The organism is Ancylobacter lacus (assembly GCF_018390635.1).
GTDB lineage: Bacteria > Pseudomonadota > Alphaproteobacteria > Rhizobiales > Xanthobacteraceae > Ancylobacter > Ancylobacter lacus.
On the sequence record NZ_JAHBGE010000004.1, the window covers coordinates 22,086 to 28,708 of the forward strand.

The window sequence follows — 6,623 nt, forward strand, 5'->3', positions numbered from 1 at the left end:
GCGCGGCAACAGGCGCCGCCCGCGGCTCAGTCGGTGCGCCGGACGAAGAGGCCGAAGGCGCGGGGGCCGTCGGCCATGTCGATCTCCTTCACCACCTTCAGCGTCGCGGTGTCGATGACGCTCAGCGTGTTGGCTTCCCAGCTCGCGACATACACCTCGCTCCCGTCGCGGGAGGCGTCGATCCCCTCGGGATAGTCGCCGACCGGGATGGCGGCCTTCTTCGCGAAGGTCGCGAGGTCGAACACCGTCACCGTGCCGGCATACTGGTCGGTGGTGAAGCCGAGGCCGCCGGCCAGCGCCACCGCATAGGGCCGCTCGCCCACCGCCACGGTCGCGACCACGGTGCGGGCGGCGAGGTCGACCACGGTGATGTCGTTCGAGGCGACATTGGCGACATAGGCGCGCCGGCCGCCGGCGTCGATCGTCACCCCGAAGGGGCGCTTGCCGGTGGCGATCGTGCCGAGCCGGGTGAGGCTGGCGGTGTCGATGAGGCTGATCTGGTCGGAATCGCGGTCCGCCGACACCAGCAGCGCCCCGTCCGGCGTCACGGCGAGGCCGGAGGGCGAGTCGCCGGTTTCCACCTCGCCGGTTATCCGCCCGCTCGCCGCGTCGACCGCGACCACGCGGTGGCGGTACCAGTCCGCCACATAGGCCGGCGAGCCGGAGGGATGCACCGCCACCCCGAGCGGGCCGCCGCCCACCTCCACGCGCCGCTCGACGCGGCGGGCGGCGGCGTCGACGATGGTCAGCGCCTTGCCGTCCGGGCTGGTGACGAAGGCGCGGCGCCCGTCCGGGCTCACCGCGATGCCGGCCGGCTTGCCGGCTATGGCCAGCGTCGCCACGACGCGGCGGCTGGCGAGGTCGACGACGCTCAGCGTCTCCGCCGGCTGCGAGGTGACGAAGGCCTCGTCGGCCCGTGCGGCGCCGGCCGCGGGCGGGGCGCCGGCCAGAAGCACGGCGAGAAGCGCCGCGGCCGCGCGGCGGGGTGCCGGCGGCCGCGGGCTGGGCAGGGCGGGGGCCTCGGGGCGCGGGCGCCGCACCCTCAGTTCCCGGCTTCGATCTGCTTCTTGAGGTTTTCGAGGCCGGCCTTGTAGAGGCCGGTGACGGCGGCGACGGCGGCCTCGTCGCTCAGCTCCGGCGGCGGGTCGTTGTTGGGGTAGCCGCGGTAGAAGGCGCCGCGCCACTCGACCTTGGACTTGCCGCCATCGGCCGGGGTGACGATCAGCCAGGACGAATAGTTGGTGACCGGCAGCACCTTCACGTCGACCTTGTCGATCCGGTACATGAGGGTCATCTTCTCCGGCTCGAACTTGGCGACCTCTTCCTCGACGGTGGCGTCGTTCTTGAGGGTGAGGGTGCGCTTGGCGCCGGGCGCGTTGCCGCCGGTGCCCTCGGTCTTGGCGACGACCGGAATCCAGCTGCCGTCCTGGAAGTTGGAGACCACCGCCCACACCTTCTCCGGCGCGGCGTTGATCTCGATGGTCTCGCTCACCTTCTGGCGGGTGGGGCCGTGGGCATCGGCCCCGGAAGCGGCGCCAAACACGGCGGCGGCCGCGAGCGCGGCCGAAATCAGGCTCATCTTCATCGTTTCCATCCCGGTACAGTGTCGCGTCGGGCGTCGCGCGCCCGTTGGCGAGCATCTAATCAGGCCTGCGGGCGTTCGGGAACCCGTCTTTCGATGGTGTCCTACCGTCACCGTGGGACGGTCAGTCCTTCAGCACCGCGAGGAACTCCGCGCCGAAGGCGGCCAGCTTGGCGGTGCCGACGCCGCGGATGGCGGCGAGCTCGGCCCGCGAGCGCGGGTGTTCCACCGCCATCTCCTCCAGCGTCCTGTCGGCGAAGACGACATAGGCCGGCACGTTGCGCTCGGCCGCGATGGAGCGGCGCAAAGCCTTGAGGCGGCTCAACAGTTCGGCCTCGGCCGGGGCCAGCTCGGCGCCCTTGGCGCTGGTCGGCGTCCGCTCCCGGCGGGTCAGCGAGGGCGCGCGGGAGGTGAAGGCGCGGGTGCCGCCGAGGATGGCGCGGCCGCTCTCGGTCAGCACCAGAGCGCCGAAGCGCTCGGCATCGGCGTGAAGCGCGCCGGTGGCGACGAGCTGTCGCAGCAGGGCGCGCCATTCGCCGACAGGCTTGTCGGCACCGGCGCCGAACTCGGCGAGCCGGTCGTGGCCGCGGGCGCTCACCTGGTCGGTGACGCCGCCGGTCAGCACGGTCGCGAGATAGGCGGCGCCGTAGCGCTCGCCGGTGGCGCGCACCAGCCGGAGCGCGAGCTGGGCGGAGGCCGAGGCGTCCACCACGCGCGGCGGGTTGCGGCAGACGTCGCACTGGCCGCAGGGCCCGGCGCGCTCGCCGAAATAGCCCAGCAGCACCGCCCGGCGGCAGGTCACCGCCTCGCAGAAGCCCACCATGGCGTCGAGCCGGCGCATCTCCACCTGCTTGCGCTCGGGCTCGGAGGCCTCCTCCTCGATGAAGCGGCGGCGGGTCTGGATGTCCTCCAGCCCGTAGAGCAGCAGCGCCTCGGAAGGCTGGCCGTCGCGGCCGGCGCGGCCGATCTCCTGGTAATAGGCTTCCAGCGTGCCGGGGGCGTCGCCGTGGACGACATAGCGCACGTCGGACTTGTCGATGCCCATGCCGAAGGCGACCGTCGCCACCATGACGATGCCCGGCTCGGCGAGGAAGGCTTCCTGGTTGGCCTGCCGCGCCTCGATGCTCATGCCGGCGTGGTAGGGCAGGGCGCGGACACCGGCGGTGCTGAGGGCCGCGGCGGTCTCCTCCACCTTCTTGCGGGAGAGCCGGTAGACGATGCCCGCCGCGCCGGGGCGCTGGCGCACGAAGCGCTCGATCTGCTCGCCGGGGCGGCGCTTCTCCTCCACCGCGAGGAAGATGTTCGGACGGTCGAAGCCGGAGACGAAGATGCGGGCCTGCCCGCCGAACAGCCGCTCCACGATGTCGGTGCGGGTGCCGGCGTCGGCGGTGGCGGTGAGCGCCACCAGCGGCACGTCGGGAAAGGCATCGCGCAGCTTGCCGAGGCCGAGATACTCGCTGCGGAAGCTGTGGCCCCATTGCGAGATGCAGTGGGCCTCGTCGATGGCGACGATCCCGAGCGGCAGCCGGGCGAGGGCGGCGAGCATCCGGTCGGTGAGCAGGCGCTCCGGCGCCATGTAGAGCAGGCGGGTTTCGCCCGCGGCGGCGCGGCGCCATGCCGCGACATTGTCCTCGCGGGACTTGCCGGAGTGGATGGCGTCCGCCGCCACCCCCTCCAGCTTCAGCGCCGCGACCTGATCGTCCATCAGCGCGATGAGCGGGGAGACGATGATGGAGAGCCCCCCCAGCACCAGCGCGGGAAGCTGGTAGCACAGCGACTTGCCGGCGCCGGTCGGCATCACCGCCAGGGTCGGCAGGCCCGCCAGCACCGCATCCACCACCTCCTGCTGGCCGGGACGGAACCGGTCGAAGCCGAACACCTCCTTCAGCACCGCCCGCTTCCGCGCGTCCAGCGCCGGGGGCAAGGCGGGGTGGGGGATCGGCGCGATCTCGTTCATCCGTTCGTCCTGATGGCGGGGGCGCGGCCGGACCGCGCAAACCCCTTGATACCGGCGGCGGCGCCGGAAATGGTGCGGGCTCCCGTGGATCCAGCGAATCGGTTCGCATGCCCTTCGAGCTCAGCTTCGGTTTAGCCGCACTCGCGCTGCTGTTCGAGGCCGCCGTGCCGTATCCGCAATGGCTGGTGGCCCGGATCGGCCATCCCGTGATGTGGGCGGGGGCGCTGATCGGCTGGCTCGACCGCCATCTCAACGACGAGCGCGGCGGGCCGCGCCTGCGCCGGGCGGCGGGCATCCTCTCGCTGGTGCTGCTGCTGGCGATCGTCGGGCTGCCGGTGTTCGCGCTGGAGCGGGCGCTGTTCCTGCTGCCGCTCGGCGTGGTGCCGGTCGCGATCCTCACCTCCTCGCTGCTGGCCCAGCGCAGCCTGCACGAATATGTGCTGCGGGTGGCGGAAGGCCTGCAGGCCAGCGTGCCCGCCGGGCGCGAGGCGGTCTCCCACATCGTCGGGCGCGACCCCCATGCGCTGGACGCGAGCGGGGTCGCCCGCGCCGCCATCGAAAGCCTTGCCGAGAACTTTTCCGACGCGGTGGTGGCGCCGACCTTCTGGGTGCTGGCCGGCGGCATGACCGGAGGCGCGCTCTACAAGACGGTGAACACCGCCGACAGCATGATCGGCCACCGCACCGCGCGGCATCTCTATTTCGGCTGGGCCGCGGCGCGCTTCGACGATCTGGTGAACCTGCCCTGCTCGCGGCTTGCCGGCGTGCTGATCGTGATGGCCGCCGCGGTGATGCCGGGCTGCTCGGCGGCCGGCGCGGTGCGGGCGATCCGGCGCGACGCCCGGTTCCACCGCTCGCCCAATGCCGGCTGGCCGGAGGCGGCGATGGCCGGTGCGCTCGGCATCGCCATCGCGGGGCCGCGGGCCTATCACGGCGTCATGATCGAATACGAATACATGAACCGCGACGGCCGGCGCGAGCTTTCCGCCCGCGACATCCGCCGCGCGCTGCGGCTCTACACCGTCGCCGACGCGCTGCTGGTCGCGCTGGTGTGCGCGGTGGCGGTGGGCAAGCTGATCTTCCTGCGCCGCATCTTCGGCTGAGGCGGCCGCGCGCCCTGTCGATGGGGAGGCCAGGCGGCGGAGACGGGGCCCGGCGGGCCTGCTTACCACGCCCCTGCGCCATCGGTTCAAGCCGGGACCGGCGCCGCCAGCGCCAGCAGCCGGTCGAGGTCGAGACAGTGGCCGAGATGCTCGGCGAGGGCGTCCAGCGCCGCCTCCACCCCGGCCTCGTAGGCGACATCGGACGGGCCGGCACCGAGCCGGGCGAGCCAGGCGGCGCGCTGGGCGTCGTCGCCGAACAGGCCGTGGGCATAGGTGCCCATGACGCGGCCATCCGGCGACACCGCGCCTTCCGGCCCCTCGCCCTCGATGGTCGCGAACGGACGCGCCCGGGCCGGCCCTTCGGTGCGGCCCATATGCATCTCATAGGCGGAGAAGGCGACGCCGTCGGCGGTGGTGCCGCGGATCGGGACGAGCCGCTTCTCCCCCGACAGCACGGTCTCGATATCGAGCAGGCCCAGCCCTTCGACGCGGCCGGGCGGCCCCTCCACCCCGTTCGGGTCGGCGATGGCGCGGCCGAGCATCTGGTAGCCCCCGCACAGCCCCAGCACCCGGCCGCCGCGCCGCACATGGGCGGCGATGTCGACGTCCCAGCCTTCGGCGCGCAGCGCCGCGAGGTCGGCGATGGTGGATTTCGAGCCGGCGAGAATCACGAGGTCGGTGCCCGCCGGCAGCGGCGCGCCGCTCCGCAGCCGCACCACCTCCACCCCCGGCTCGGCATCGAGCGGGTCGAGATCGTCGAAATTGGAGATGCGGGGCAGGATCGGCACCGCGACCTTCACCCGCGCGCCGGGCTTGGCCGGACGCGGGCCGTCCAGCCCGAGGGCGTCCTCGGCCGGCAGCCGGGCGGCGGCGGGGAAGAAGGGGATGAGGCCGAGCGGCGCCCAGCCGGTGCGGCGGGCGATGTCCGCCATGCCCTCGGCGAACAGGGCGGGGTCGCCGCGGAAGCGGTTCACCACGAAGCCCCGGATCAGCGCGGCGTCCTCCGGCGCCAGCACCGCCTGCGTGCCGACGAGGCTGGCGATGACGCCGCCCCGGTCGATGTCGCCGATCAGCACCACCGGCACCCCGGCGGCACGGGCGAAGCCCATATTGGCGATGTCGCCCGCCCGCAGGTTGATCTCGGACGCCGAGCCGGCGCCCTCCACCAGCACGAGGTCCGCCTCGGCCGCGAGGTGGCGGAAGCTCTCCAGCACGAAGGGCATCAGCCCCGGCTTCAGGCGCTGGTACTCCGCCGCGCGGGCGGCGCCGTGGACACGGCCCTGCACCACGATCTGCGCGCCCACCTCGCTTTGCGGCTTCAGCAGGACCGGATTCATGTGGACGCTTGGCGCGAGGCCGGCGGCGCGGGCCTGCAGCGCCTGCGCACGGCCGATCTCGCCGCCGTCGGCGGTGACGGCGGCGTTGTTCGACATGTTCTGTGGCTTGAACGGACGCACCGCCAGCCCGCGGCGGGCGAAGGCGCGGGCGAGGCCGGCGACGATCAGCGACTTGCCGACATCGGAGCCGGTGCCCTGGAACATCAGCGCGCGCGCGGTCATCGGCGCGCGCCCCGGTGCGGCGGGCGCGGGCGGTTCCCGCTCAGAAGCGGCGGCCGGTCAGCGCTTCCATCCGCTCGACACGCTCTTCCAGATTGGCTTCCCGCACCATGCCGGGAATGAGGAAGAGGTCGATGATCTGCCCGATGCCGAGCAGGCCGAACGTCACCAGCCACAGCGCGCCGGTCCAGTAGCGGCCGACATAGAAGCGGTGGATGCCGCTCACGCCGATGAGGCCGAAGAACCAGAAGAGATAGGCGACCGGGGTCGATTTCATTGCAGACGCCCTCCATCGCGTCGTCGATGGAAAATAAGAAGCGACTCATAGTTTTCAAGAGATTCCGATAAGTCTTGCTTTTGATGAAATTTATGTTATACCCCGACTCCGTAGAATCCCGGCAAATAGCTGCGAAGGCTTGCGGAAT

6 protein-coding genes are annotated in these 6,623 nt (G+C 72.4%); 1 reads left to right on the forward strand and 5 read right to left on the reverse strand.

The features are described from left to right. Positions 1 to 26: 26 nt before the first annotated feature. The 3 genes from KHC27_RS00770 to recQ form a co-directional block, all read right to left on the reverse strand. Positions 27 to 1,010 carry a YVTN family beta-propeller repeat protein gene (locus tag KHC27_RS00770; RefSeq protein WP_425514847.1) on the reverse strand — a complete coding sequence of 328 codons (984 nt, stop codon included), beginning with the start codon at positions 1,008 to 1,010 and terminating at the stop codon, positions 27 to 29. 32 nt (positions 1,011 to 1,042) lie between these two features. After that, on the reverse strand, positions 1,043 to 1,585 hold the full coding sequence (locus KHC27_RS00775; protein WP_213333927.1) for an SRPBCC family protein: 543 nt from the start codon (positions 1,583 to 1,585) through the stop codon (positions 1,043 to 1,045). A gap of 121 nt (positions 1,586 to 1,706) precedes the next feature. Next, entirely contained in the window at positions 1,707 to 3,539 is a 1,833-nt protein-coding gene (gene recQ / locus KHC27_RS00780; protein ID WP_213333928.1) for a DNA helicase RecQ, read from the reverse strand. A gap of 107 nt (positions 3,540 to 3,646) precedes the next feature. Here recQ and cbiB point away from each other — a divergent pair, with 107 nt between their 5' ends. Further along, complete coding sequence (cbiB, locus tag KHC27_RS00785; RefSeq protein ID WP_213333929.1) at positions 3,647 to 4,642, forward strand: adenosylcobinamide-phosphate synthase CbiB; 996 nt, start codon at positions 3,647 to 3,649, stop codon at positions 4,640 to 4,642. 86 nt (positions 4,643 to 4,728) lie between these two features. Here the strand turns inward: cbiB and KHC27_RS00790 are convergent, their stop codons facing one another. After that, complete coding sequence (locus KHC27_RS00790; RefSeq protein WP_213333930.1) at positions 4,729 to 6,201, reverse strand: cobyric acid synthase; 1,473 nt, start codon at positions 6,199 to 6,201, stop codon at positions 4,729 to 4,731. A 40-nt stretch (positions 6,202 to 6,241) separates the two neighbouring features. Then, positions 6,242 to 6,475 (reverse strand): NINE protein, encoded by a 234-nt coding sequence (locus KHC27_RS00795; RefSeq protein ID WP_213333931.1) that lies wholly within the window; start codon positions 6,473 to 6,475, stop codon positions 6,242 to 6,244. Between the last annotated feature and the right edge of the window lie 148 nt (positions 6,476 to 6,623).